At 69.4% G+C, this 20,833-nt stretch carries 29 protein-coding genes and 1 tRNA gene; 22 read left to right on the top strand and 8 right to left on the bottom strand.

Features of this window, described 5'->3' with window-relative positions; genetic code table 11:
- Positions 1-49 precede the first annotated feature (49 nt).
- The 4 genes from IEY93_RS00940 to IEY93_RS39235 form a co-directional block, all read right to left on the bottom strand.
- Positions 50-601 (bottom strand): P-loop NTPase family protein, encoded by a 552-nt coding sequence (locus IEY93_RS00940; protein ID WP_189160988.1) that lies wholly within the window; start codon positions 599-601, stop codon positions 50-52.
- A 107-nt stretch (positions 602-708) separates the two neighbouring features.
- The gene (locus IEY93_RS00935) at positions 709-4,293 is read right to left on the bottom strand and encodes a discoidin domain-containing protein (protein WP_189160987.1); all 3,585 of its coding nucleotides are present in this window, start codon (positions 4,291-4,293) and stop codon (positions 709-711) included.
- Positions 4,294-4,974: 681 nt separating this feature from the next.
- Positions 4,975-5,748 (bottom strand): SDR family NAD(P)-dependent oxidoreductase, encoded by a 774-nt coding sequence (locus tag IEY93_RS00930; protein ID WP_189160986.1) that lies wholly within the window; start codon positions 5,746-5,748, stop codon positions 4,975-4,977.
- A gap of 141 nt (positions 5,749-5,889) precedes the next feature.
- Complete coding sequence (locus tag IEY93_RS39235) at positions 5,890-6,024, bottom strand: hypothetical protein (protein WP_268241513.1); 135 nt, start codon at positions 6,022-6,024, stop codon at positions 5,890-5,892.
- 348 nt (positions 6,025-6,372) lie between these two features.
- Here IEY93_RS39235 and IEY93_RS00925 point away from each other — a divergent pair, with 348 nt between their 5' ends.
- Positions 6,373-6,942 carry a hypothetical protein gene (locus tag IEY93_RS00925; protein WP_189160985.1) on the top strand — a complete coding sequence of 190 codons (570 nt, stop codon included), beginning with the start codon at positions 6,373-6,375 and terminating at the stop codon, positions 6,940-6,942.
- A 49-nt stretch (positions 6,943-6,991) separates the two neighbouring features.
- Here IEY93_RS00925 and IEY93_RS00920 read toward each other — a convergent pair whose 3' ends face one another.
- Entirely contained in the window at positions 6,992-7,192 is a 201-nt protein-coding gene (locus IEY93_RS00920) for a hypothetical protein (RefSeq protein WP_189161174.1), read from the bottom strand.
- Between the two features lie 47 nt (positions 7,193-7,239).
- Here IEY93_RS00920 and IEY93_RS39510 point away from each other — a divergent pair, with 47 nt between their 5' ends.
- The 4 genes from IEY93_RS39510 (at position 7,240) to IEY93_RS00900 (ending at position 10,219) form a co-directional block, all read left to right on the top strand.
- Positions 7,240-8,214, top strand: a complete 975-nt coding sequence (locus IEY93_RS39510; protein WP_189160984.1) for a LysR family transcriptional regulator — start codon at positions 7,240-7,242, stop codon at positions 8,212-8,214.
- 157 nt (positions 8,215-8,371) lie between these two features.
- Complete coding sequence (locus IEY93_RS00910) at positions 8,372-9,085, top strand: SDR family NAD(P)-dependent oxidoreductase (protein WP_189160983.1); 714 nt, start codon at positions 8,372-8,374, stop codon at positions 9,083-9,085.
- Between the two features lie 44 nt (positions 9,086-9,129).
- On the top strand, positions 9,130-9,501 hold the full coding sequence (locus tag IEY93_RS00905; protein WP_189160982.1) for an SgcJ/EcaC family oxidoreductase: 372 nt from the start codon (positions 9,130-9,132) through the stop codon (positions 9,499-9,501).
- Between the two features lie 106 nt (positions 9,502-9,607).
- Positions 9,608-10,219, top strand: a complete 612-nt coding sequence (locus tag IEY93_RS00900; RefSeq protein WP_229690743.1) for a VOC family protein — start codon at positions 9,608-9,610, stop codon at positions 10,217-10,219.
- A gap of 76 nt (positions 10,220-10,295) precedes the next feature.
- On the opposite strand, the gene IEY93_RS00895 is transcribed toward IEY93_RS00900, so the two are convergent.
- Both IEY93_RS00895 and IEY93_RS00890 read right to left on the bottom strand, forming a co-directional pair.
- A complete protein-coding gene (locus IEY93_RS00895) occupies positions 10,296-11,894 on the bottom strand; it encodes an ATP-binding protein (protein ID WP_203967890.1) in 1,599 nt (532 codons plus the stop codon).
- 291 nt (positions 11,895-12,185) lie between these two features.
- A tRNA-Ile gene (locus IEY93_RS00890) sits at positions 12,186-12,259 on the bottom strand.
- An 87-nt stretch (positions 12,260-12,346) separates the two neighbouring features.
- Between IEY93_RS00890 and IEY93_RS00885 the strand changes: the two genes are divergently transcribed.
- Both IEY93_RS00885 and IEY93_RS00880 read left to right on the top strand, forming a co-directional pair.
- Positions 12,347-13,351: a tyrosine-type recombinase/integrase gene (locus IEY93_RS00885; RefSeq protein ID WP_189160980.1), complete on the top strand. Its 1,005-nt coding sequence runs from the start codon at positions 12,347-12,349 to the stop codon at positions 13,349-13,351.
- A 291-nt stretch (positions 13,352-13,642) separates the two neighbouring features.
- Positions 13,643-13,945 carry a hypothetical protein gene (locus tag IEY93_RS00880; protein ID WP_189160979.1) on the top strand — a complete coding sequence of 101 codons (303 nt, stop codon included), beginning with the start codon at positions 13,643-13,645 and terminating at the stop codon, positions 13,943-13,945.
- 14 nt (positions 13,946-13,959) lie between these two features.
- On the opposite strand, the gene IEY93_RS00875 is transcribed toward IEY93_RS00880, so the two are convergent.
- Positions 13,960-14,628 carry a hypothetical protein gene (locus IEY93_RS00875; RefSeq protein WP_189160978.1) on the bottom strand — a complete coding sequence of 223 codons (669 nt, stop codon included), beginning with the start codon at positions 14,626-14,628 and terminating at the stop codon, positions 13,960-13,962.
- A 169-nt stretch (positions 14,629-14,797) separates the two neighbouring features.
- Between IEY93_RS00875 and IEY93_RS00870 the strand changes: the two genes are divergently transcribed.
- The 15 genes from IEY93_RS00870 to IEY93_RS00800 form a co-directional block, all read left to right on the top strand.
- Positions 14,798-15,049 (top strand): helix-turn-helix domain-containing protein, encoded by a 252-nt coding sequence (locus tag IEY93_RS00870; protein ID WP_189160977.1) that lies wholly within the window; start codon positions 14,798-14,800, stop codon positions 15,047-15,049.
- A complete protein-coding gene (locus IEY93_RS00865) occupies positions 15,049-15,342 on the top strand; it encodes a hypothetical protein (protein ID WP_189160976.1) in 294 nt (97 codons plus the stop codon). The genes IEY93_RS00870 and IEY93_RS00865 overlap by 1 nt, the downstream gene beginning before the upstream one ends.
- Positions 15,343-15,447: 105 nt before the next feature.
- A complete protein-coding gene (locus tag IEY93_RS00860; RefSeq protein WP_189160975.1) occupies positions 15,448-15,645 on the top strand; it encodes a hypothetical protein in 198 nt (65 codons plus the stop codon).
- A gap of 79 nt (positions 15,646-15,724) precedes the next feature.
- Positions 15,725-16,141 (top strand): hypothetical protein, encoded by a 417-nt coding sequence (locus tag IEY93_RS00855; RefSeq protein ID WP_189160974.1) that lies wholly within the window; start codon positions 15,725-15,727, stop codon positions 16,139-16,141.
- Positions 16,138-16,356, top strand: a complete 219-nt coding sequence (locus IEY93_RS00850; RefSeq protein ID WP_189160973.1) for a hypothetical protein — start codon at positions 16,138-16,140, stop codon at positions 16,354-16,356. Before IEY93_RS00855 ends, IEY93_RS00850 begins: the two co-directional genes overlap by 4 nt.
- Positions 16,356-16,724 carry a hypothetical protein gene (locus IEY93_RS00845; protein WP_189160972.1) on the top strand — a complete coding sequence of 123 codons (369 nt, stop codon included), beginning with the start codon at positions 16,356-16,358 and terminating at the stop codon, positions 16,722-16,724. Before IEY93_RS00850 ends, IEY93_RS00845 begins: the two co-directional genes overlap by 1 nt.
- Positions 16,721-16,966, top strand: a complete 246-nt coding sequence (locus IEY93_RS00840) for a hypothetical protein (RefSeq protein WP_189160971.1) — start codon at positions 16,721-16,723, stop codon at positions 16,964-16,966. The genes IEY93_RS00845 and IEY93_RS00840 overlap by 4 nt, the downstream gene beginning before the upstream one ends.
- Positions 16,963-17,346, top strand: coding sequence for a DUF6197 family protein (locus IEY93_RS00835; RefSeq protein WP_189160970.1), 384 nt, complete (start codon positions 16,963-16,965; stop codon positions 17,344-17,346). The genes IEY93_RS00840 and IEY93_RS00835 overlap by 4 nt, the downstream gene beginning before the upstream one ends.
- On the top strand, positions 17,339-17,743 hold the full coding sequence (locus tag IEY93_RS00830) for a hypothetical protein (RefSeq protein WP_189160969.1): 405 nt from the start codon (positions 17,339-17,341) through the stop codon (positions 17,741-17,743). Before IEY93_RS00835 ends, IEY93_RS00830 begins: the two co-directional genes overlap by 8 nt.
- Positions 17,727-17,924 carry a helix-turn-helix domain-containing protein gene (locus IEY93_RS00825; RefSeq protein WP_203967889.1) on the top strand — a complete coding sequence of 66 codons (198 nt, stop codon included), beginning with the start codon at positions 17,727-17,729 and terminating at the stop codon, positions 17,922-17,924. Before IEY93_RS00830 ends, IEY93_RS00825 begins: the two co-directional genes overlap by 17 nt.
- Positions 17,921-18,199, top strand: coding sequence for a MerR family transcriptional regulator (locus tag IEY93_RS00820; protein ID WP_189160967.1), 279 nt, complete (start codon positions 17,921-17,923; stop codon positions 18,197-18,199). The genes IEY93_RS00825 and IEY93_RS00820 overlap by 4 nt, the downstream gene beginning before the upstream one ends.
- Positions 18,199-19,410, top strand: coding sequence for a hypothetical protein (locus IEY93_RS00815; RefSeq protein WP_189160966.1), 1,212 nt, complete (start codon positions 18,199-18,201; stop codon positions 19,408-19,410). The genes IEY93_RS00820 and IEY93_RS00815 overlap by 1 nt, the downstream gene beginning before the upstream one ends.
- Positions 19,407-20,003: a hypothetical protein gene (locus IEY93_RS00810; RefSeq protein WP_189160965.1), complete on the top strand. Its 597-nt coding sequence runs from the start codon at positions 19,407-19,409 to the stop codon at positions 20,001-20,003. The genes IEY93_RS00815 and IEY93_RS00810 overlap by 4 nt, the downstream gene beginning before the upstream one ends.
- Positions 19,996-20,379, top strand: a complete 384-nt coding sequence (locus IEY93_RS00805; protein WP_189160964.1) for a hypothetical protein — start codon at positions 19,996-19,998, stop codon at positions 20,377-20,379. The genes IEY93_RS00810 and IEY93_RS00805 overlap by 8 nt, the downstream gene beginning before the upstream one ends.
- The coding region (locus IEY93_RS00800) for a hypothetical protein (protein WP_189160963.1) at positions 20,376-20,833 on the top strand (458 nt) is incomplete at its 3' end. The genes IEY93_RS00805 and IEY93_RS00800, both read left to right, overlap by 4 nt.

Here is a 20,833-nt window from a genome sequence, read left to right as displayed (position 1 = left end):
GCTCGTGGTGGTAACACCAGCGTCCGGGGCGAGGGACGACGCGGGAGCCTCAGCCGAGGGCGCGGGTCCCGGGCGGGGCGCCGGGGACCTCGCCCAGCCAGGCGGTGGCCTCGTGGGGGGCACCGAAGCGGATCACGCGCAGGTGGGAGAAGCGGGGGTCGCCGACGCGGCTCGCGATGTCGGCGCGGCGGGCGCCGTGCTGGGACCAGGCCCACCACGCGGGGTGGTCCCGGCGGAACCAGCCGGACAGCGTCTCGCGGTTGCCGCCGAAAATCCGCTCGCGCAGCAGCGTCCGGCGCAGCGAGCGGCGCAGGACGCGCGGCATGATGACCGCCCGGCCGTAGTCCAGCCAGACCACGGTGTCGGCGCGCTCCCACAGCAGATCGCGCACCTCGGGGTAGCCGAACGAGTCGAAGATCCAGGCAGGCGCCGCCGTGATGGCCGCCACCTTGGCCGCGAACTCCTCGTCCACGCCCCAACCCGGAGCCACATAGTGCAGGGCGTCCATCTCGTGGTACGGCACCCCGAGGCGCCGGCCCAGCTCCCGCGCCATCGTCGACTTGCCGGCCCCGGTGATGCCGGCGACGAGAATCCGCCGCACACGCCGCACCCTAACACCATGGTCGCGACGGCCCGCCCGGCCGAGCCCGGGCCGGCCCGACGCGGGGAGGTCACCGCGCACCCCGCGGGGTGCGCGGTGACCGTCCGTCAGTTCCGGACGATGGTGAAGGTGGAGGTGGTGTTCTTGATGTCCTGCGCGTTGTCCCGCAGGACGAGGTTGTTGAACGTGGCCGAGCCGACCGCCGGGCCCTGGCCGGGCTCGGGCAGTTCGTTCACCCAGATGCCGAACCCGGACTTGGCGTCGAACGCGTCGCCGCTCTTGCGCGCTCCGGAGATCGTCACGTTGGTCAGGACGGTGTCGGTGATCGGATTGACCGGCTGGCCGCCGATGTACTGCGTCTGGAACATGATGCCGCTGTAGGTCGGGTCGACGATGTCGACGTCACTGATCCGGATGCCCTGGAACACCTTCGAGGCCGAGAAGAGCCAGATGGCCGGGAAGGTCTGCTGGCCCCAGAAGTGCCCGCCCGCGCGGACGATGCTGATGTTCTGGAACTGGGTGGGCGGGCTGGCGCCGAAGCCGTTCATCGGGTACCCGAAGTCCAGCGAGCTGATCGTGATGCCCGAGTAGACGAGGGTGTCGGCGATGTAGATGTTGCGGAAGGTGTTGGCGTACCCGCCGTAGACCGCGACGCCCGCGGCGCGCCAGGTCAGCAGGGACGTCAGGTTCTCGTACACGTTGTTCTTCTCGTCGGCCCCGCCGGCGTCGATGGCCGAGAACAGCGCGAAGCTGTCGTCGCCCGTCGAGCGGGCCTCGTTGTTGACCACGTGGTTGTCGGTGCTGCCGTTGGTCATGTTCACGCCGTCGGCCCACATGTCGCGGATCCGCGAGTTCTTGATGGTGATCCGGTCGGTGTTCTGGCCCCAGTACAGGCAGACCATGTGCTCGGCCCACACGTTGTCGATCGTCATGTCGGCGACGCCCGCCCAGTTGAACACCTTGCCGGGGCCGTCGATGCGGGTGGTGTAGTTGCCGAAGTAGGCGAACCCGGAGAAGGAGGACCCGTTGGCCGAGGACGAGGTGTCGAACCCGATGTCGGTGTTCTCCTGGTTCTGCGGCGCGCGGAACTGGGTGTACCACGGGCCGGCGCCGACGACCTTGATCGGCTTGCCGTACACGTTGAACTTCTGCGCGGTGTCGTAGGTGCCCGGCGGCAGGTACACGCCCACCAGGGTGCCGGTGGTGTCCATCCGCACCCGGTCCAGCGCGTTCTGCACGTCCTGGTGACCGAACCCGGACGGCACCGCGTACTTCGCCGTGTCGGGGTTGGCGATCGGCGACACCTGCTCCAGGTTGACGAAGTCGATCGCGTAGGTGGTGGAGTTGGCCGGGTCCTTCTGCAGCCTGATCTTGCTGCCCGCGGGGACGGTCTGCCCCAGCATGACGCTCGCCTCGTCGTAGATGTGCCGCGGCGCGCCCGCCCCCGGCGAGTTCGACGGGCCCGCCTCGTTGCCGTACACCCAGATGTACCGCGAGGTCAGGTCGATCGGCTTGAGGAAGGTGCCGTTGACGTAGATGTTGAGCGTCGAGGTGATGCCGCCGCCGCCCGCCGCGTCCGGGATGGAGAACCGCGTGACGAGCGTGTTCGTGCTGGCCTTGGTGGTGAACTCGACGTAGCTGCCGGTGGAGTTCAGCGTCACGGCCTTGCGCCCGGAGGCCTCGCCCGCCAGGTCGCCGATGGTGCGGTTGGGGCCGACCACCTGCGCGCCGCCGCCGGTCACCGCATCTTCGGCCTCGTACATGTCGTAGGGCATGTTCGCGCCCCGGCCGACGAAGAAGGACTGGCTGGTGGTGTTGTTCGCCTGCTTGACCGGCAGCTCGCCGGCGTCGGCCGCCAGTACGGTACGGACGGTGAACCTGCCGTTCGCCGCCGTCCAGGTGCCGAGGTTCACCGGGCTCGTGGTGGCCCCGGCGGCGATGACGCCGTTGTAGGAGCCGGTCAGCGTACGGACCACCGTGCCGTTCTGGTCGGCGACCGTCAGCGTGATGCCGTGCGCGCCCGAGGCGGACGCGATCGTGCCCTGGTTCTTGATCGCGACGGAGAAGGTGACGGTGTTGCCCGCCGACGGGTTGCTCGGCGTCCAGCTCGTCGCGGCGACCAGGTCGGAACTGTCGACCGGCCGGACGACCAGCGAGGTGGGGCTGGTGAAGGAGTTGTTGGTCTCGTTCAGCTCGACGACGGCGTTGGACTCGTCCACCTTGGCGGTCAGCTGGTAGGTGCCCGCGTCCCGCGGCCCGATGGTGGCGGAGACCGAGGAGGTGGCCCCGGCGGCCAGCGCGCCGACCGACGCGGTGCCCACCTTGGTGGCGCCCAGATAGAAGTCGACGTTCGTCGCGCCCGAGGCCGCCGTGCCGCCGTTGCGCACCGTGGCCGACAGGGTGACCGCGTCGGTTTCCACAGGGGAGGCGGGGGAGGCGGTGACGCCGGTGACGGTCAGGTCGGGGTTCGGGGCGGCCGTGCCGATCACCTGGAGCTCGGCGACCTGCCCGGCCGGCGCGCCGGTGTTGGCGGTGAACCTCAGCTGCACGTCGGCGACGGTGGCCGTCACCGGGATCGTCACCGTGTTGCCGGTGGCCGGGTCGAAGGAGTACGCCGCCGAGGACACCAGGCTGGTGAACGAGGTCGCGTTCTGGTCGCGGCCGAGCACCTGGAAGGTCTGCGTGCGCGAGCCCCAGGCCGGGTCCGGGTTCAGCTTGACCACGACCTGGCGGACGCTCGCGTTCGCGCCGAGCTGCACGGTCAGCGTGTTCGGGTAGCTGCCGCCGGCGCCTTCCCAGTAGGTGGTCAGGTTGCCGTCGTTGGCGTTGGTGGCCACGAAGGTGTGCACGTACGACGAGGCGCTGACCGGCTTGTTCGCGGCCAGGTTCGTGCCGGGGTCACCGCTTCCGGTGCGGGTGACGGTGTTGCTGCTCGCCGACTCGTGCCCGGCGGCGTCCTTGGCCGTGACCCGGTACGACACGGTCGCGGTGTCCGGCTGGGTGTCGGTGTAGGTGAGCACGTTGCCCGCGACCGTCGCCCGCACGGCGTTGTTGGCGTAGATGGTGTACCCGGTGACCCCCACGTCGTCGGTGGAGGCGTTCCAGGTGAGCTTGACCTGCCCGGAGGCCGGCTGGGTGTAGGCCAGGCCGGTCGGCGCGGTCGGCGCCTGGGTGTCACCGCTGACCGGGCCGTACACCTCGAACTCCGAGAGCTGCGCGGCGGGCCACCCGGTGTTGGCGGTGAAGGTCAGCCGGACGTACCGGGTGGTGGTCGTGGTGAGGCCGATGGTCACCACGTTGGTGCCGCTGAAGGTGTACCCCGCCGAGCCCACGATGGTGGAGAACGTCGAGCCGTTGGTGCTGCCCTGCACGGTCAGGGTCTGGGTACGCGCTCCCCAGCCGGAGCCGGGCAGCTTGAGAACGAGCTGATCAACGCTCAGGGCGGATCCGAGGTCCACCTGGATCCACTGCGGGAAGGCGTTGTTGGCGCTCTCCCAGTAGGTCGCCTGGTTGCCGTCGCCCGCGTTGCCGGCCGGGTAGACGTCGGTGAAGCTGCTCGCGGTGAGCGTCTTGCCCGCCGCGAGGTTCGGGCCGGCCGCGGACGCCGGCAGGACCGGCCCCGCGAGAACCAGCAGGCCGGCCGCGAGGAAGGCCGCGACCAGCCGTAAAACCGTGTGCTGCTTGTTTCGCATCGCGTTCTCTATCTCTCGGTGGGACGACACGCGGCGGAGCGGGGGTGCCCGCCGGGTCGCCGGGGGGTGTGATCTCGAGGCAGAGGTCGAAAGGAAGCGGAACGCCCGTGACCAGGAGCGCCCAGGAGGGGACGGAACCCGTGCGCGGGCGACCGCCGGGGGAGAGCGGCGGATGGGCGGGCCGCTCGCGAAGGGTCGCCGGGGAGGGGGAGTGAGGGTCGCGCGGATCGCCGGCGGTGACCGGCAGCGCGACGTCGTGGCCGACATCACCGAAGGGCCTCCCTGAATGGGAGCCGGGTGGACGCACGCACGCATTGCGGTCCAGCCGGAAGTTGCAGGCTGTAGAAAGAAAAGGAACAGCTATTTGCCGATTTCTTGCAGTGCGTTGGCCAAAGGTTACATACGTGCTACAGCCGAGTCAACGGCCTGTAAGCAACAAGGCGGGCCATCCCGGGAGCCGTCTCGGTGCCGGGACCGGATCCTTCGCCCGGTGTCTTCCTCCCGTCCGTCCGATGGTCCTGTCATCGGCACCGCGTCGGCGGGGAAGGTGTACGGCGAACGCCGGTGCCGCCCTGCGGCGGGGCCCCGTGCACCTCCCCGGTGACCGAACCACCTGGAGGCATGGACCCGCCGCGGCACAGGAGGGCCGTCCGGATGGAGACGGCGTTCCAGACCGGGCGGTCAGATCTCCTCGGGGTCGCGGCCGAGCACCGAGCGCCCGCCGTCCACCGGCAGCACGGCCCCGTTGACGAAGCCCGCCTCGTCGGACAGCAGGTACGCGACGGCCGCCGCGACCTCCTCCGGGCGGCCCACTCTGCCCAGCGGATGGAGCAGGCGCATCTCCCGCTCGACGTGCTCGGCCGCGGCCGGCTCCTGCCGCCGCAGGTACTCCTCGTACCGCGCCGTGCTGATCGACCCGAGCGCGACGGCGTTCACCCGGATCCCCGACGGGCCGTAGTCGACGGCCATGGCGCGGGTCAGCCCTTCGACGGCGGCCTTGGCGGTCGCGTACGGCAGTGCGCCGCGGACCGCGCGCTGCGCCTGGTGGGAGGAGACGTTGACGATCGCCCCTCCGCCGCCGGCCGCGAGGAAGCGGCGCACCGCCGTGGCGCAGCCGGCGACCGCGGGAGCGAGGTTCAGGCCGATGAGGTCGAGGACCTCGCGCGCGGGCGCCGCGTGCAGCGCGGCGTCGCGGAACACCGCGGCGTTGTTCACCCAGCCGGCCAGGGGAGCGCCCGCCTCGGCCCGGTCGGCGGCCCGCTCGGTGACCGCCTCGTCGGCGGCGTCACCGGTCACCGCCGCCACCCGGCCTCCGGCGGGATGTGCCACGGTCCAGGCGACGGCGGCCGGGTCGAGTTCGATGACGACGACGTGACCACCTTGCGCCAGCAGCCGCTCGGCCACCGCCCGCCCGACGCCCTGCCCGCCACCCGTCACCACGTACGAACGCTCCACGACCCCTCCTCGCGCACCGCTAAGGTCACCGACTGCCCGCAACGGCGGTGCCCTATGCGGGACCGATGGCCACGGCGAACTCCGGGCCGTGCTCCTGCAGGGCACAGGCGGTGGCCAGGCCGTTGCGCAGCCGCGCGAAGATCACCTCGGGGCCCGCCTCCGCGGCGGGGACGGCGCGACCGGCCGGTAGGCCATCGAGCGGACGTCCACGCCCCACTCGCGCGCAAGCACGGCTACCAGCGTGTCCTCGGGAAGGCCGTCGGGGGGCGTCAGCACCGGGCCATCGTAGGACCACCCCCCGCCTCGCCGGCCACCGGTTTTCGGACGGAGAACCCTCGGCGACCGACGGCGAGAAACCGATGACTTCCGGACGCACATCGATAACTGCGGACGCGGTGGCCAAAGCGGGCTTCGATTGCCGTGGCGATGGCTTCGGCGTTGCTGCCGCTCCGTACGTCATATCGGAATTGCACCCAGACCTTGCCGATCTCTGTTCGTTCCATTGCCGAAAGCGCAGGTGAACCCTGGTTCCATAGATCACCGCACGGGGATGACGAAGCGGGTCACCACGGCCGCGGCCGACCCGGCGGCGGCCCTCGGCTGAGACAGCAAGGAGATGGGTACATGTCAAGCGTTTCCCTGGGAGCGGCCGTCGTCGGACGCGCGTGCATCGCCGTGACCGCGTCGGCCATCGGCTTCGCGGTCGCGACGGCTCCGGCCGAGGCGTTCGCCGCCGACCTCCGGACCGGTCCCGGCTCCGGCGCCGAGACGTGGCTCGATCCCTCGACCGGCTCCACCCCGCCGAGCGGCCAGGACCCGACGGACGGCGTCGTCGTCGCGCCTGCGGTCGGCACCGAGCAGCCGGACCAGGCGAACCTGGTCCTGTACGCGCGGCTCGGCGGCGGTTGCTGGCACCCGATCGGTCGCGTCGTGGTCCCGGCGACCGGCCAGGTCACCGACATCGGCTCCACGACGCCCCCGAGCACGCCGCCGGCGTCGTCCAAGGCTCCGACCACACCGCCGGCGTCGTCCAAGGCTCCGACTACGGCGCCGGCGTCGTCCAATGCCCCGAGCGCGTCGTCGACATCATCTAAGGCCCCGAGCACGTCGTCGGCGTCGTCCAAGGCTCCGACCACACCGCCGGCGTCGTCCAAGGCCCCGAGCACGCCATCGGTGCCGGTCGGCACGACGTGACCGGCGGCGTGCCGGTGATCCCTCTGTCGAGGTGATGCCCGGCCCGGCGTCAGGGGCGCCGGTGGGGCAGGTCGGGGACGTCGTCCACCGGAGCGGGTGGTCTCACCGTCAGGGTGCGGCGGATGAAGCCCACGCGCAGCACGGCGGCGGTCACGGCCGCCGCCAGGACGACGATGGCGGCCAGGATCAGCGCCTGGTGGTAGCCGTCGCGGAGCCTTCCATCGTCCGGCCCGCGCCGGATCGACGCCACGACCGGTGTGCTCCCTGCTGGTAGGCACAGCCTCTCAGCCGCGTAGCATGACCAACGTGGAGCTGCGCCAGCTGCGGTACTTCGTCGCGGTCGCCGAGGAGCTGAACTTCGGCCGCGCCGCCGGGCGCCTGCTGATCGCCGGCCCGTCCCTGTCCCAGCAGATCAAGGCGCTCGAACGCGACCTCGGCGTGCGCCTGTTCGACCGGGACCGCCGCTCGGTGTCCCTCACCGCGGCGGGCGCCGCGCTGCTCCCGCACACCCGGGCCCTGCTGGAAAGCGCCGACGACCTGCGGCACCGCGCCCGCCGGCTGTCCGGCTACGAACCGGTCCGGCTCGGCTACGTGAACCGGCTGCCGCCGGGCCTCGCCGCCCGCACCGCCGAGGTGGCCAAGGTCCACGTCGACGCCTGGGTCGCGCCCTCGCACACCCAGGCCGCCCGGGTGGCCGAGGGCGGCCTGGACCTCGCGGTGTGCTGGGTGCGCGCCGGCGACCTGGAACAGCGCGGCCTGCATGCCCGGCTCATCGGCGCCGACCGCCTCTACGCCGTCGCCCCCGGTCCCGCCACCAGTACGGTTCCCGCCCGGGATACCGCCGTGCTCCTCGACGACGACGCGACCTCCTGGTCGTCCTGGAACGTCTACGCCGAGGAGCTGGCCCGGCGGACCGGGGCGCGCGCGGTGCGCATCTCCGACGGCGGCATCACCGGCCCGGCGTTCTTCGACCACGTGCGCCGCTGCGGCCGTCCGATCATCAACTCCCCCAAGGGGCAGGACACCCCGCTGCCACCGGACCTGGTCCGGCGCCCGGTCGCGCGGCCGGAGGTCTACTGGACCTGGTCGCTGGTGTGGCGCCGCGGCGAGACCCGCGCCGAGGTGCTCGCCGTCGCCGAGGCGCTCCGCGACGAGGGTGACTTCGGGATCCACGGCCCGGACGCCTGGCTGCCCGAGGACGACCCGCACCGGCGCCGCCCGGACGGCGCCGTGTCCCGGTCGGCCGGGCGAAAGGCCGCTGACCTGGGCTGAGAGCCTGGGGCTAACAACTTGGAGGTTTCCGGTCCCGGCTCGGGCGCCATGGACCTTTGACTTCACCCCGTTGTCTGCCTACGTTCGGATTTCAATAGACGACCGGTTGTCTAGTAAGTCGATCGGCCGAGATCATCACCACCTGAAGAAGGTCATCATGAGCACTGAGCAGCAGAAGGTCGCCATCGTCACCGGTGCGTCGCAGGGCCTCGGGGCCGGCATCGTCGAGGCCTACCGCAAGCTGGGTTACGCCGTCGTCGCCGTCTCGCGCACCATCGCCCCCTCCGCGGATCCCGGCATCCTCACCGTCCAGGGCGACGTCGCCGACCGCGCCACCGCCGAACGCGCGGTCACCGCTGCCGTCGAGCGGTTCGGCCGGGTGGACAGCCTGGTCAACAACGCGGGCATCTTCGTCGCCAAGCCGTTCACCGACTACACCCTCGACGACTACGCCGCCGTGACCGGAGTGAACCTCGACGGCTTCTTCCACATCACCCAGCTCGCCGTCGCACGCATGCTCACCCAGGGCGGCGGCCACGTGGTCAGCATCACCACCAGCCTGGTCGACAACCCCGACGCCCGCGTCCCGTCCGTGCTGGCCTCGCTGAGCAAGGGTGGCCTGCAGGCCGCCACCAGGTCCCTCGCCACCGAGTACGCCACGCGCGGCATCCGGGTCAACGCCGTCTCGCCGGGCACCATCAAGACCCCGATGCACCCGGAGGAGACCCACGAGGCCCTCGCGGCGCTGCACCCGGTACGCCGGATGGGGGAGACGAGCGACATCGTGGACGCGGTCGTCTACCTGGAGAACGCACCCTTCGTCACCGGTGAGATCCTGCACGTCGACGGCGGCATGAGCGCCGGCCACTGACCGCGGCCCACACGAGTCTCGGCCCTATGGCGAGGAGAAGCCCGATGAGCAGTGACCAGGACAGAGAGACGATCCTCAGGGACGTCCTCGACCGGTGGAAGGCAGGTGTCGACGCGCACGAGCCGCAGCAGGTGGCGGCTCTGTTCACCGAGGACGCGATCTTCCAGGGCCTGCACCCCTACAGCGTCGGACGGCCGGGCATCGCCGCCTACTACGACTCCCAGCCGCCCGGGCTGGCGGCCGCGTACCGCGCCCTGGAGACCAGAGCCCTCGCCGACGACCTCGTCCTCGGCTACCTGGCCGTCGACTTCTCCTTCACCGACCGCCCCACCCTCCACGTCCACCTCGGCGTGCTGGTGAAGCGGACGCCGGAGGGCTGGCGCTTCGCCCACTACCAGGTCTCCCACCTCGGCTGAGCGGCAGCGCGACCTTTCCCCGGCCGGTGAGACTCTAAGATCGACCGCGGTGAGTCTCACCGCGCCGGCACCACCGACCAGCGCAGGAGGCGCAACTTCAATGGACATGAAACTCGAAGTCGTCGTGATACCGGTCTCCGACGTCGACCGGGCCAAGGACTTCTACACGGCGCTCGGCTGGCGACTCGACGCCGACATCGCCACCGGCGAGGACTTCCGGGTCGTGCAGGTCACCCCACCCGGCTCGCCGGCCTCGGTCATCTTCGGCACCTCGGTCACCTCCCAGGCGCCGGGTTCGGCACAGGGACTGCACCTGATCGTCGACGACATCGAGGCCGCGCACGCGGAGCTCACCCGGCTCGGCGCCGGCCCGAGCGAGGTGTTCCACGACGCCGGCGGCGTTTTCCACCACGCGGGGACCGACGCCCGCGTGCCCGGCCCCGATCCGCGGCGCGGCAGCTACGGCTCGTTCCTGTCGTTCAGCGACCCGGACGGCAACGGCTGGGTGCTGCAAGAGATCACCACCCGGCTGCCGGGACGCCTGGACCCCTCGGTCACCACGTTCACCTCGGCCTCCGATCTCGCCGCCGCACTGCGCCGCGCCGCCGCCGCCCACGGCGAGCATGAGGCGCGCATCGGCGCCGAGGACCCGGACTGGCCGGCCTGGTACGCCGACTACATGGTCAGCGAGCAGGCCGGCACCGAATCGCCCTCCTGAAACCCCCGACCGACCGAGCGACCCGCGGCTCGCGGCGAGGACTCGTTCGTGTTGCGCGGACCTGCCGACACGCCTGTCACACCCGCAGAACGGTGACCTGGCGTCCGGACGGCGTGGTCGCCTGGTCGAAACCGCCGCGTTCCTTCCACGGCGGGGCCTCGGGGCGGCGGTCGAAGATGACCAGGGAGCCGGTGGTGAGGGTGAGACGGTCCAGGTAGCGGTCGAGCTGCGCGAGGCCGTCGGGCATCGGGTCGTTCTCACCCGCTCGCCAGACCTTGAGCTCCATGGCCTCTCGCTGCAGGTGCCGTCCGCCTTCGGAGTCGGTGAAGGGCCAGCGGACCAGCACGTCCAGGCGTTTGGTGCCGGCGGCGTACTCCCGGTCGAGCTGGCCTCCGCCGTTCACCAGCCGGTGCAGAAAGGCCATGAGGATGATCTGGCAGGCGGCCTCGTGGTAGCCCTCCTGCCGGATGAGCACCTCGCCGTGCTCGCGCCAGAACACCACGAACTCCTCCAGCAGGCGCGGCATGTCGAACCGCCCATCCGGCAAAACGAAGCTACGCGGATCGGCCTGCACGAACCGTTCCGTACGATGGCCCAGAACCCGTAGCAAGACCTCTCGGTAGATCGGGTTGGCGATCTCCAGCTCCCTGGTCCCCCGGATGAGGCCCAGATCGTGAACGTAGGAGACATCATCGTCGAAAGAAGTGTCTATGTCTGGCCACGTTCCTGCCAGGATCGGTTCGATCACCCGTTCCACCCGTAGTTCGCGCAGCCGCGCTACGAGGGCGTCAAGGTGGGTGGCTCGCTTTCGGATCAAGCGCTCCTTGGCCTCCTCCACCTGCCCGATGGTGATGGTGGCGGTCGTCCCTATCTGGAGGATGGTCTCGAAGGCGAGGGCGTTGACCAGCCATGGTTGTCCTTGTGTGAGTTCGAAGACGCGCTCCAGCGCGTCCTTGGTGAACTCCTGGCCGGTCTCCTGTGTGTGCTGGTCGTACAGCTCGGCGATCTCGTCGGCGGTGAAGTCGCCCAGGCGCAGCGATTCGGCGACGATGTTGAACGGGCTGGCCGGGTTGGAGCGGCCGGGTTCACCGCCTGAGGCGACCTTGTAGTCACGCAGGTCGCGCAGCCCGCACAGCACCACTGAGGCGGGGAACGGATAGCCCTCATGCCGCGCGTTGTGACCGGCGCGGAGCTGGCTGAGGATGCTGACCATGCTGTTGCCCTGCAGTGCGTCGATCTCGTCGAGGAGCAGCACCACCCGGCGCGGGCAGCGGCGGCACCACTCGCTCAGCGCTGTACGGACCCGGGTACCCGGGGGCGACTGCGGCCACGAATCGGGTGGCATCAGCTCCTCAGGCCATCCCGACCGCTCGGCGGCCTCACGGATGGAACCCAGCAGGATCGATTCCGCAGCCGTGAAGTCGTCACCGGCCACCTTGGTCTCTTCGCAGGAGAACATCAGGGCGGCGATGTCCCCCTCGGCGGTCAGCTCGGACGCCAGAGTGCGCAGCATGGTGGTCTTGCCGGTCTGCCGGGGCGCGTGCACCACGAAGTAGCGGTCCATCTCGATGAGCTCACGCGCCTGCGGGAGCCGCTCGGTGGGGGGCAGCATGTAGTGGTGCGAAGGGCCGCATGGGCCGGTGGTGTTGAAGTACCTCGCTCGGGGTGGCCGCATGGTCACATTCTGCCACGATGTCGAGCTGGGGACTCGAAGATCATCAGGTCTGCCTCGGCCGATTGCGCCAAGGTGACATGCGGGTACCAGGCGGTGTGCTCGCTAACCTCGTAGTGGTCCAGCCCGACCTCGTTCTCGGCCGCCCTTCACGCTCCATCTGGACCCCGCGACCCTGAACCAACTCAGGCGGGCCGATCGACGCGTCGCGTAGCAGCGGTGGAAAGCCACATCAGTGGGCCCCCGCTCGCCCGCCCAGGGAGCACCCGCTTCCGCTCGCGCGGTATTGAGAAGTAGGGCGGGTGGGACTTGAACCCACGACCTACGGATTATGAGTCCGCTGCTCTGACCGGCTGAGCTACCGCCCCGCAAAAACACCTATCTACCAGGGTCTATCCCGCGCTGCTTCCGTAAGACCCTGTCGCACACACAGGCGAGAGCATAGTATTCGCCGCGTGACCCCCCGGCGCAAGACCCAGGATAGATCATCGCTCCTGCGCCCCCTGCTGGGCTCCTGGGAGCTCTCACTCACCGCGTCCAACAAGTCCAAAGGGACCATCACCTCCTACCTCCTCACCGCCCGGCAGTTCGACCACTACCTGACCGAGCATGACATGCCCCGCACGGTTGAGGGAGTACAAGCCGATCACATTCGGGCCTATCTCGCCGTCAAGATCCACGGCTGCTGGGTCGACGGCGAAGACGACACCGCCGAACCACAGCCGCACGGCTGCTCGATCACCCAGTCCAGCCCCGGGGACGCGGCCAAGCACTTCCGTAACCTCCGGGTGCTGTTCGGCTGGCTCGTCAGGGAAGGCGAGCGGACCAGCCCCAACCCGATGGCAAACGTCACCGAGCCCAAGGTGCCCGACAACCCCACCGAGACGTTCTCCGACGAGGAGCTGGCCAAGCTGCTGAAGGTCGCCTCGGGCGCGCAGTTCAACGACCGGCGCGACACCGCGATCATGCGGATCCTCATCGACACCGGGCTCCGGCTGAACTCGCTGGCCACCCTGCGCTACTCGGCCGAGCAGGACGACAGCGACGTGCTGTTCTCCCGCAAGCTGCTGCGCATCCGCAAGAAGGGCGGCGACACGATGTTCATCCCCATCGGCAACAAGGCCGCCCGCGACCTGGATCGCTACATCCGGGCCCGGGCCCGCCACCCGCAGGCCGACTCCCAGTGGCTGTGGCTCGGCCCCAAAGGGCAACTGAAGGACTCGGGGATCCACCAGATGCTGCAGCGCCGCGGTAAGCAGGCCGGCGTGACCGGCGTCCACGCGCACCGGTTCCGGCACACCTTCGCCGACGACTGGCTGGAGGCCGGCGGCAACGAGGGCGACCTGATGCGGATCGCCGGGTGGGCGTCGTGGGAGATGGTCCGCCGGTACGGACGGTCGGCGGCGGATCGGCGGGCGTGGCAGGCGCATGCCCGGCTGTCGCCGGGGGACCGCATCTGAGCTTCGGCTTCTTCCTGGGACACTAGCCCACGGGTGAGATCAGTGTTACCGATGTTCGCGGGGCGTAACCGACATCGCGGGCATAAGCCGCACTTGGTGAAGATTTCAATCACAGTACGTAGCTTGCTGCATGCGTGCAGGTGAAGTGGATTAGACCACCGACAAAAAAATTATTTGGAACCGTTCCATACCCCGCCGACTTGTCCTAAAGTGGGGCCCGCTGCCGCGAATGCCTGGGGAAAGCACCGTGTCGCAGTAGCCGCACCGCGCGCGGCTGATGGAGGGGAACGAATGACGACCGCAAGACGATCACGTTTGATCATTAAGGGCGGGGCCGGACTGCTCTGGGCGATCACTATTACCGCAGCCGCGGCGGAAATCCCGCTCAAGCTGTTTCTCGTTCTGTGGCTGGCCACCCTGCTGGTCAGCCTTCTCGCGCTGGCGACCTGGCTGACCAGGGGGGATCACGGCGCCTTGGCGATCGCGCGGACCCAGATCGAATTGGCACGCCTGAAGGGTGCCCTGGAAGAGGAAGCCGAAGACCGGCGGCCTCAGCAGTTGCACCCTGAAACACGGGTGCGCAGCGTCGCCTGAGGAAGGCGAGAGGTCTACCTGCCCCTCTTGAATTTCTCCAGAGCTTCTTGCCGCGCATTGGCGATGAGCTCTTCGATCTCTCGACGTTTCCGGGCGGAGAGGAAGCGAGAGGAGGTAATACTCTCCATCGCTTGATCGAATTCTGCGAGCGCCTCGCTCCCTCGCTGGGAGACGGGGCGCTCGCTTATTCTAAGATCGTTGTCGTCGGCCAGCCCGGCGTTCAGCAGCAATTCCGCGAGTGTGTATCCGTAATATGCCGCGATGCTTCGCAGGTGTGCGAGCGTCAGCGCCTCGACCTGGAGGCCGCGGCGGGTCACTTCGGTGGCGAACCAAGACGGGACCCGCTGGCCGGTATCCGCTGCGGTCATCGTCACCGTCTCGCCGCCGTTGCGCACCTCGACTCCGGCGGACGGAAACTCCGAGTAGGTGGCGAACCCGCTAGCCGGTGTAAGCGCCGACGGCTTCTCGCCCCTCAAGATCGCATCGACGCTCCCAGGTGACCATTGCATCGCAGTTTCGATGCCACGCTTGGTCAGCTCTCGTATCTCACCCTCGCCTCGGCGCACCTGACGTAGCGTCTCGCGAGTCACGCCGGCGAGCTCAGACACATCGGTCCAGCGTAGGCGCAACTCAAGGCGGCGCTCGTTCAGTAGCTCCGCGAGACGAGCGCGGTTGGCGTCCATGTGCCTGAGTGTGCCTGACAAAGCTGGGCCGGTCTAGCCGCCACCTGGCGTCAATTCCGGGCCAGTAGCGGCCATCATCCACCGGTAGCGCTTGGACTTGTCCAGTCAAGCCCAGTAACTTCCCTAACTGGCCTTCCATTGGGGCATAACTTGGCATAACCTGCCATGCATGCGATCCATCCCGATCGACGGGCGCAAGCTACAGATCACCCGCGAAGAGCGAGAGCTTTCCGGGCCGGCGCTGGCCGAACTCCTGTCCGCTGACCTCGGTCGAAAGGTTCACGCCTCGACCATCTATCGGCTGGAGGGCGGCGACCGGCAACCGAGCCCGAAGCTCTTTGGAGCGCTCCTGCGCATCTTGCAGTGCGACAAGTCACAGCTGGCCAAGGCTTCGACCACGTCCAAGCGGAGTCGGTCCTGATGGCCGCCTCGACACCCGAAGAGCGCCGCGTCATCGCGAGCATCGCCGCGAACACCCGCTGGTCCCGCGAAGGCAACAGGGTTGGCGCGACTGCCAAGGCCCGCAACAACTCGCCGGCCTCCATCGAGTACTGGAAGAAGAAGGTCGACCCCGAGAGCACCATGCTCCCGGCGATCCGCCTGAAGGCCGCGATGAACGCCAAGAAGGCGCACTACGACCGGATCGCGCTGCGGATGCGCCAGGCCAAGGCCGCCAAGAGGCAGGCCACGGCAGAAGAGGCGGGTGCGGCGTGACCCCCGAAGAGTACGCGATCGCCGGCTTCAAGGCCCGCTGCGAGCTGCTCGCCGAGCTCGACGCCAAAGACGACGACACCCCCACGACCCCCTGAGGAAGCTTCCATGCTGCTCGTCCTCAAACCCGCCCCGGTGCGGCCCAAGGCCGATCCGGGCGACAACCACCTGATCTGCTGCTGCACCCCGGACGTGTCGCTGTGTGGCCTGGACGTGTCCGACGAGGTTGTGGCCGACTTCGGCGACGACGAGACGTGTCTGGTCTGCCTTGCGCTGGCCGACGTCGACTGTCCGGCCTGTAGCTGACCGTGCAAACGCCGCGGGCCCGCGCCGATTCCGCCGGCCGGGCCCGCCAACCACCCGCAACGTCAAGAAGGAGGTGGCCGTGAAGAACACGGTAACCCAAAACGAGCAGGCGACACCCCCGGTGGTCGTCGAAGCCCGCCAGTACGCGGATGGCTGGTCCCGTCTCGCCGGGTTCCTGGAGGACCACCCGGAGATCGCCGAGGGTGCCAGCGTCGGATCGATCAGCTCGGTCATGCGCTATCTCAGCCATCACACCGAGGACCCGGCCCGGTTCATGGTCGACGCCTCGCAGGCGTGCGTGGACGCTGGCGGCCGGGTCGAGCCGGACGTCGACGGGCGCTTCGCCGGAGTGAAGCTGAGCTTTGGACCGGTCCGCGTCTTTGTGTACACCGACGCGCACCGCGTGGCCACCCACCGGGTCACCGGCACGGTCGAGAAGGTCGAGTACACCCTGACGTTCGACCTGCCCGAGCAGGCCGCGGCGGTGACGCGGTGAGCGCCGTCCTGGAGCAGAACCGCATCGTCGCGGTGATGGTCGAGAGGGCCCGCACCTGGGACACCGGCCGGTTGGAGGCCGAGCGGCAGGAGGGTCTCCGGTTGGCGGCCGAGGGCGGGCTGACGGCGCTGTGGGAGGAGACGCTCCAGGCGCTCGACGTCGTCCTGTTCGAGCGGGCCGACGCCAAGGCCGTCCCCTCGGAGGCGACGGCGTGATGAGCCTGACGCACGAGCCGTACATCGCGGCCGTCCTGGCCGCTCTGACCGCCATCGACCTGGAGCCCACGCGGTGGTGGGTGTCGGATGCGGAGATCGACCCGCGTGGCGACGGCTGCACCACCATGGACGACGCCGTCCTCATCTGGGATGACCAGTCGGCGGTCAACATCGACGAGCACCCGCACGGGGTGCTCGTCTCCTGGGAGTCCTCCGCCGACGCCTGGCGGTGGGCGCGACTCCGGTCGGACGGCAGCAACGAGTTGCTGGAGGCCCTGGACCTGCCGCTCGACGCGGCGCCGGAGCACGTCGTGGAGACCCTCCGCACGGTCCTGTCCGGGCACGCCGCCGGGGGTGAGGGCCAGTGACCGCCCGCACGCCCCTCGTGGACCAGATCGAAGCGCTCGGCCGCGCCGTCGACGACGGGCTGATCTCCCGCGGCGAGGCGGTCGCCAGCCTGGCCGAGTGGTCTCAGGGCGGGCTCACCGAGCTCGGCGCCGCCAAGGCGATCGACGACTGGAAGAACATGCGCGTCCGCTACACGTCGCTGTACCTCGACACGGTCGAGGCGATCGAGCGGATCACGCGCGGGCTCGGAGGTGCCCAGTGACCCCGGAGAACATCCTCAACGCCGCGATCGGTGTCCTGGAGATGCGGGGCCGGTGCCGCGGGAACTACGAGCTCGGCGACGGGTCGGTCGACCCGCTCGGCGCCCTCGCGGTCGCGGCCGGCTTGGAGCCCGACGACTGGATGGGGCTCCGCACCCTGCCCGAGTCGCAGATCGCCGGCGGCGACCGGGTCCTAGTGGACGCCGCGTGGTTCCTGGTGGCCGCCGCGGTGCCGCGCGTCGAGACGTGGCACCTGCCCGTGGACGACATGGTCCGCGCCCTGGGTGACTGGGCGGACTGCGCTTCGGACGCCGAGATCCTCGGCGCGCTGACCAAGGCAGCCCACCACGCCGGACAGGTGCTGGAGGTGACCCGTGGCTGAGCTGGAGGTCGGGGCGACCTACGACATCACCATCAAAGGCGCCCGTGCCATCAACCTGTTCGGCACCAAGCGCGACGGCATCGACACCGGGACGGTGCTGGTCTTCCGTGTCCCCGGCAGCAAGGACGACCGCACTCACACCGTGAACATGGGCGACCCGGGGGTCACGGTCGCACGGGCAGCGCCCGCCAACTGGCCGCCACAGGTCGGCGACAAGTGGCACGACGGCGAAGGTCGGCCATGGTTCGCCCTCGCCCATGTCGTGCCCTTCGGGGCCGTCTGGATGTATCGCGCCGACCGGGCAGAGGACTGTTCGCCAGAGGACTTCAAGGACTCGCTAGGGCCGGTTGTCCTGGTCCACCGCGAAGAGAAGGCGGGCGGTGAGCCCTGTGGGTGAGACCAAGCTTCTGACCACTGGCGAGGTCGCCAAGCTTCTGAGGGTCGACGCGAAAACGGTCACTCGGTGGGCCGCCGCTGGGCGTATCCCGTCGATCAAGACCCCTGGCGGTCATCACCGCATCCCCCGGGCGCACGTCGAGGCGATCCTGCGGGGCGAGACGCCGGACGGTGGCCGATGACCCGGGACGGGTGGATGACGGTCACCGAGGCCGCGGTCCGGATGCGGATCCCCGAGCGCGAGGTCCTGGAGATGGCCGTGGCCGGCGAGCTGACGCACCGGGTGGACCTCGACCACCAGGTGGTGTCCCTCGCCTCCGTGGACGCCTGGGTCGTCTCGCACCGGCAGGCGCCGGACATCGGTGGCGGGCCCGACATCGGAGACGAAGCCGAAGAGGAATACCGCCGCTCCCAGCGCGACGACGACGTGAACGAGAACGTAGGAGACACGCAGTAATGCCGTTGAAGACCCGCCGCCCCACGGGCGCCGTCCCGTGGCCACTGATCCTCATCGAGGGTGGAGAGAAGGCCGGCAAGAGCTGGTCGTGCGCCGAGTTCTCGGCGTCCGACCGGATCGGCCAGATGTACTGGATCGACCTCGGCGAGGGATCCGCCGACGAGTACGGCGCTATCCCGGGGGCGGACTACCTGGTGGTCGAGCACGACGGCTCGTTTGCCAGCCTCTACGCCGCCGTCGAGGAGGTCCGCGCGATCGCCGGGCAGGCCGCCGCCAAGGGCGAGAAGCCCGTGGTGCTCACCATCGACGCGATGACCGCCGAGTGGGATCTGCTGAAGGACTGGGCCCACAACCGGGCCAAGGGTTCGAAGTCGAACCGGAAGAAGCTCGCAGAGGACCCCAACGCCGAGATCTCTGTCTCGACGAACTACTGGAACGACGCCAACGCACGGCACGGCAAGCTGATGCGCCTGCTCATGACGTTCCCCGGCATCGTTCTGATCACCGCGCGCGGCAAGGAAGTCGCCGTGATCGGCGACAACGGCCAGCCGGTCGAAGGTAAGAAGACCTACCGGGTCGAGGGCCACAAGAACCTCGCGTTCGACGCGACCTGCTGGGTTCGCGTCTCCCGGGACGGGCCCGGAGTCGTCATCGGTGCCCGATCGGTTCACGCCGGCATCCGGCCCGGCCGAGACGAACCGCGGACCCTGCCCGGCGAGTGGAACCTTGAGTGGCTGGTCTTCGAGGTCCTCAAGTGCGACCCGGCCAAGGCGCACGCCCGGGACCTGGTGGAGGCGAAGCCGGAGCGCACCCCGGAGCAGATCCGCGACGAGGTGTTCGACCCCGCCACCAACTCGGCGCGGCTGCGGGAGCTGTATCGGGGCGAGGCCAAGTCGATGCTCGGCGTCCTCGTGCCGAACGAGCACGACAAGGAAGAGGCGCTCGGCGCTCTCATCGGCCGTCTCGGCCAGGCCAAGGCCGCGGCGGAGCCGGCGACCGAGCAGCAGCTCGCCCATCTCGCGGCTCTGTGGGGTGACGCGGACATGCCCGACCAGGATGCGCGGCTGAAGTTCACCGGCGAGATCCTCGGCCGCGAAGTCGTCGAGTCCGATGTCCTGACGGGCGGGGAGGCCGACCAGGTCATCAAGAGGCTGCAGGCGTACATCACGCAGGACTCCCAGCCCGCCAAGGAGCAGGGAGTCGCCGCGTGAACGCGAAGCAGCAGGCCCTCAAGGTCGCCGCGGCGCGAGCCCTGTCGGACATCGTCGCCGAAGGCTACGAGCGGATCCGCAAGGAAGCAGAGCCGGTGTTCGCCGAGCTCCGCAAGGACAGCGGAACCAAGTCGCTGGACGTGGAGATGCCCGACGGGACGGTCCTCGGCCCGTTGAGCATCCTCGCCGGCCCGGCGACGCGCAAGTACCGCATGTCGACCCTCGCCGCGATCGTCGCGAACGACGACCCGGACGAGCTGGTCGAGGAACTGCGGCCGGAGGCCCTCACGGACCCCGATCTGATCGAGTTCGTCCGCGACCACATGCCGCACCTGCTATACCGGAAGATCCGCGACGCCCACCTGAAGTCACTGTTCAAGAAGACCGACAGCAACGGCTACCTGAAGGACGCCGCGGGTACGCGCATCCAGGTTGCGGACGTTACCCGGCAGGAGCCGACCGGCGAGTTCCGATACAAGCCCGACGAAGGCGCCCGCGCCGTGGTGTGGAAGGCGTGGGAGGCCGGCGAGCTCCAGCCGCTCATCGGTGACCTCCTCAAGCCCGCGATCGAGGCGGGCGAGCAGCATGACTGACCACTGGGACATGGACCACCCCCAGGTCGACATCACGCCGAACAAGGCGGCCGGGATCATCATCCACATCAGCCGCATGATCAAAGACAAGATCGACGAGTACGAGCGGCTCAACAACGAGGCAGCCGAAGCGACCAAGACAGCCGAGGTCACATTCGCCGAGGCCTTCCTGAAGGCTGAGCATCGCCCCATGGACGAGCGGCGCCAGATCGCGATGCTCGCCGCCGCCGATGCCCGCTTCAACGCCAACGTGGCCGAGCGCAAGGTGAAGGCGTGCGACAAGGCGCTTAAGGCGCTGTCGGACGACCAGGACGCCGCTCGCACAATCTCCGCGACAGCCCGCGACGAGATGAAGTCGCTCGGGGGGCACCCGTGAAGCAGACCGGCATCAAGCGGGGCATACCTCCGCAGCGCAAGACGCCGATGTCCCGCGGTGAGGGGCCGAAGCGGAAGGCGTGGATGCCCTCCGGTGGCAAGGCCCTGGAGCGCAAGGCCGGCGCTAAGTCCAAGCGTCCGAAGCGCACACGCACGAGGCCTACGCCAGACGTCAAGGACCTGCTCCGCGACAGGAACGGCACCTACTGCGAGGTCGGCATCAAGTGCGTCGGCCAGGCGTGGGGCGACCTGCAGATGGCTCACCGCGAAGGGAAGAAGTCGGGCGGCACGAAGAAGCGGTGGTCGAGCCAGTCCAGCAATCTGCTGTGGGCGTGCCCGCGTTGCCACTACGAGATCGACCAGGTGTCGCCCGCTGACGCCGAGCGGTACGGCTTCAAGATCCGTGAAGGTGTCGCGAGGCCCTGGGAGATCCCGGTCAAGCACTACGAGCACGG

The organism is Sphaerisporangium melleum, assembly GCF_014646695.1.
GTDB lineage: Bacteria > Actinomycetota > Actinomycetes > Streptosporangiales > Streptosporangiaceae > Sphaerisporangium > Sphaerisporangium melleum.
This window is presented reverse-complemented; position numbering and strand designations above follow the sequence as displayed.

Excerpts from the sequence above, each read along its gene's own strand:
- IEY93_RS00935 (WP_189160987.1), bottom strand. The coding sequence starts at position 4,293 with ATGCGAAACAAGCAGCACACGGTTTTACGGCTGGTCGCGGCCTTCCTC.
- IEY93_RS00925 (WP_189160985.1), top strand. The coding sequence starts at position 6,373 with ATGTCAAGCGTTTCCCTGGGAGCGGCCGTCGTCGGACGCGCGTGCATC.
- IEY93_RS39510 (WP_189160984.1), top strand. The coding sequence starts at position 7,240 with ATGACCAACGTGGAGCTGCGCCAGCTGCGGTACTTCGTCGCGGTCGCC.
- IEY93_RS00910 (WP_189160983.1), top strand. The coding sequence starts at position 8,372 with ATGAGCACTGAGCAGCAGAAGGTCGCCATCGTCACCGGTGCGTCGCAG.
- IEY93_RS00905 (WP_189160982.1), top strand. The coding sequence starts at position 9,130 with ATGAGCAGTGACCAGGACAGAGAGACGATCCTCAGGGACGTCCTCGAC.
- IEY93_RS00900 (WP_229690743.1), top strand. The coding sequence starts at position 9,608 with ATGAAACTCGAAGTCGTCGTGATACCGGTCTCCGACGTCGACCGGGCC.
- IEY93_RS00895 (WP_203967890.1), bottom strand. The coding sequence starts at position 11,894 with ATGCGGCCACCCCGAGCGAGGTACTTCAACACCACCGGCCCATGCGGC.
- IEY93_RS00880 (WP_189160979.1), top strand. The coding sequence starts at position 13,643 with ATGACGACCGCAAGACGATCACGTTTGATCATTAAGGGCGGGGCCGGA.
- IEY93_RS00875 (WP_189160978.1), bottom strand. The coding sequence starts at position 14,628 with ATGGACGCCAACCGCGCTCGTCTCGCGGAGCTACTGAACGAGCGCCGC.
- IEY93_RS00870 (WP_189160977.1), top strand. The coding sequence starts at position 14,798 with ATGCGATCCATCCCGATCGACGGGCGCAAGCTACAGATCACCCGCGAA.
- IEY93_RS00865 (WP_189160976.1), top strand. The coding sequence starts at position 15,049 with ATGGCCGCCTCGACACCCGAAGAGCGCCGCGTCATCGCGAGCATCGCC.
- IEY93_RS00860 (WP_189160975.1), top strand. The coding sequence starts at position 15,448 with ATGCTGCTCGTCCTCAAACCCGCCCCGGTGCGGCCCAAGGCCGATCCG.
- IEY93_RS00845 (WP_189160972.1), top strand. The coding sequence starts at position 16,356 with ATGAGCCTGACGCACGAGCCGTACATCGCGGCCGTCCTGGCCGCTCTG.
- IEY93_RS00820 (WP_189160967.1), top strand. The coding sequence starts at position 17,921 with ATGACCCGGGACGGGTGGATGACGGTCACCGAGGCCGCGGTCCGGATG.
- IEY93_RS00815 (WP_189160966.1), top strand. The coding sequence starts at position 18,199 with ATGCCGTTGAAGACCCGCCGCCCCACGGGCGCCGTCCCGTGGCCACTG.
- IEY93_RS00805 (WP_189160964.1), top strand. The coding sequence starts at position 19,996 with ATGACTGACCACTGGGACATGGACCACCCCCAGGTCGACATCACGCCG.